General features: G+C 39.4%; 3 protein-coding genes. 1 reads left to right on the top strand and 2 read right to left on the bottom strand.

All coding sequences use genetic code 11. The features are described 5' to 3' along the window. Nucleotides 1-129: 129 nt before the first annotated feature. Together EZJ43_RS16930 and EZJ43_RS16925 are read right to left on the bottom strand one after the other, a co-directional pair. On the bottom strand, nucleotides 130-435 hold the full coding sequence (locus EZJ43_RS16930; protein ID WP_133263902.1) for a helix-turn-helix domain-containing protein: 306 nt from the start codon (nucleotides 433-435) through the stop codon (nucleotides 130-132). Continuing rightward, on the bottom strand, nucleotides 419-766 hold the full coding sequence (locus tag EZJ43_RS16925) for a type II toxin-antitoxin system RelE/ParE family toxin (RefSeq protein WP_133263901.1): 348 nt from the start codon (nucleotides 764-766) through the stop codon (nucleotides 419-421). The genes EZJ43_RS16930 and EZJ43_RS16925 overlap by 17 nt, the downstream gene beginning before the upstream one ends. 412 nt (nucleotides 767-1,178) lie before the next feature. Between EZJ43_RS16925 and EZJ43_RS16920 the strand changes: the two genes are divergently transcribed. Further along, nucleotides 1,179-2,054 (top strand): reverse transcriptase domain-containing protein (locus EZJ43_RS16920; protein WP_243718127.1); only part of this gene is annotated, 876 nt, incomplete at its 3' end.

Here is a 2,054-nt window from a genome sequence, read left to right as displayed (position 1 = left end):
TGGCATTACGAAGGCTTCAGACCTTAAAAGACTTGAATTATGAAGAGCCGTATGATGCGAGAGTATCACGTACGGTTCTGTGAGAGGTTTAGGGGTGAAATTCCCCTTTACCTACTCGATTTTCTTTTTTTAAAGCTTTATTGAAAGTTCTAATTGTCCACCAAAACCAAGTTTGACGATTTTTTGAAGTGTAGAGATACGAGCCTCTTTTATGTCATTCTCAATTTTAGAAATATAAGATTTGGTCGTTCCAACTTTTTCTGCAAGTTGTTCTTGTGTCATTCCCATTTCAATTCTTGTGTCATGAATTAAAACGCCGATTTTAAAGTTTTCATATCCAGCCTCAAGTTCATCACGTTTGGTCGTTCCACGTTTACCATAATTTTTTTCTTTAAACTCTTCAAGAGTTATCAAGTCATTATTTTCTGTTTTCATATTCAGCTTTTATTCTAAGTGCCTGTTCGATTTCTTTCTTTGGTGTTTTCTGAGTTTTCTTTTGAAAGCCATTAGCGAGAACAACTAATTGTCCTTTGTCGAAAAAACAAAAAATGCGAAAAATATCATTTCCTGTTTGAACCCTGATTTCATAAAGTCCGTTAGTGTTTTCTAAATGCTTTAAATATGTTTCAGGAACTCTTTGTAAATCTTCGACCAAATCAAAAGTCCAAACAATCTTGGCTTTTACCTTCTTTGACTGTTTGTCGAAAAAGTCTTGAAAGTAATTCTTGAAAAAGATGATTTTTCTATGCTTTTGATTTTGTCCCACGAAGTAAAGATAAATAAAGTTTACCTAAAGTGAAACATTTGATTTTTATTCTTTTGCGATTTGTCAGGTTAAAATGCCTTATAACGTTTTGAAAATTTATGCAGAAATGGCAGGGATGAGGTTGCACAGCACACCGAAGTCCTACGATTACAAAAGCTCAACGATGTAGATCCAGCAGGCGTAGACTGAAGGGTATTTGCCTTACCGAGGGAGGTCTTTACAACTACGAGCTGGTTATGTAAAGAAGTCAGCAGAGGTCATATTACTTGGAGCAACGAGGTATCAGCAAACGATACATGGTCTCACAAACAAGGAAGGACCGAACGTAAACTGGTTCTTAATTTACAACGGAATGGCGCAGGCCATAGCCCTGTAAAAGCGGAACAGGAAGAACAAAATGTAAAACAAAAGCTTGAAAGAATTGATTGAACAGGTATTACGTCCCCAAAACCTCCAAAAGGCACTACAACAAGTAATCGCCAACAAAGGGAGTGCAGGTATCGATTGCTTAAAAACCACCGAACTAAAAGCCTATGTACACAACCATAAGCAAGCACTACTGGCAACGGTAAAGGGAAATAACTATCTGCCACAATCAATTTTAGGTGTAGAAATACCCAAAGGCGGAGGGAAACTTCGCTTACTGGGCATCCCTACGGTTGTAGACCGATTTCTGCAACAAGCCGTATTGCAAGTTCTGACGCCAAAATTCGAATATGATTTCCATGAAAACAGCTATGGTTTTCGACCCTACAAGAACGCTAGAACAGCGGTAGGGGAAGCACTGAGCAATATTCATGAGGGTTATAGCCACATCGTGGCCATCGACCTTGAAACATTTTTCGATGAGGTAGACCATTGCCTCCTGCTAAACCTGATTTACCAAAAGGTTAAATGTCCCGTTACCCTACGGTTAATCCGTAAATCGTTGCGTGCGCCGATACAGGTCAAAGGTAGATTAGTAAAACGAAGAAAAGGAGTACCGCAGGGCAGTCCTTTAAGCCCCTTACTTTCCAATATCCTGCTCAACGAGCTGGATAAAGAACTGGAAAGCAGAAAGCTAAAATTTGTACGCTATGCCGATGATTTCAGTATCTATTGCAGGCTTCCCTCTGATGCGAAACTGATAAGCAAAGCAATCACCAAGTACTTGGTAAGACGCCTAAAGCTGAAAGTAAACGTAGCGAAGAGCGGAATAGTAAAACCCGTAAATTTTACCATACTGGGTTTTACGTTTGCACCCACGTACCAAAAAGGGGTAAAGGGAGCGTATCAGCTCACGGTAGGA

The organism is Pedobacter changchengzhani (genome assembly GCF_004354365.1).
Lineage (GTDB): Bacteria > Bacteroidota > Bacteroidia > Sphingobacteriales > Sphingobacteriaceae > Pedobacter > Pedobacter changchengzhani.
Note: the sequence above shows the minus strand (reverse complement) of the source record. Positions and strands in the feature narration are given on the sequence as shown.

Excerpts from the sequence above, each read along its gene's own strand:
- EZJ43_RS16930 (WP_133263902.1), bottom strand. The coding sequence starts at position 435 with ATGAAAACAGAAAATAATGACTTGATAACTCTTGAAGAGTTTAAAGAA.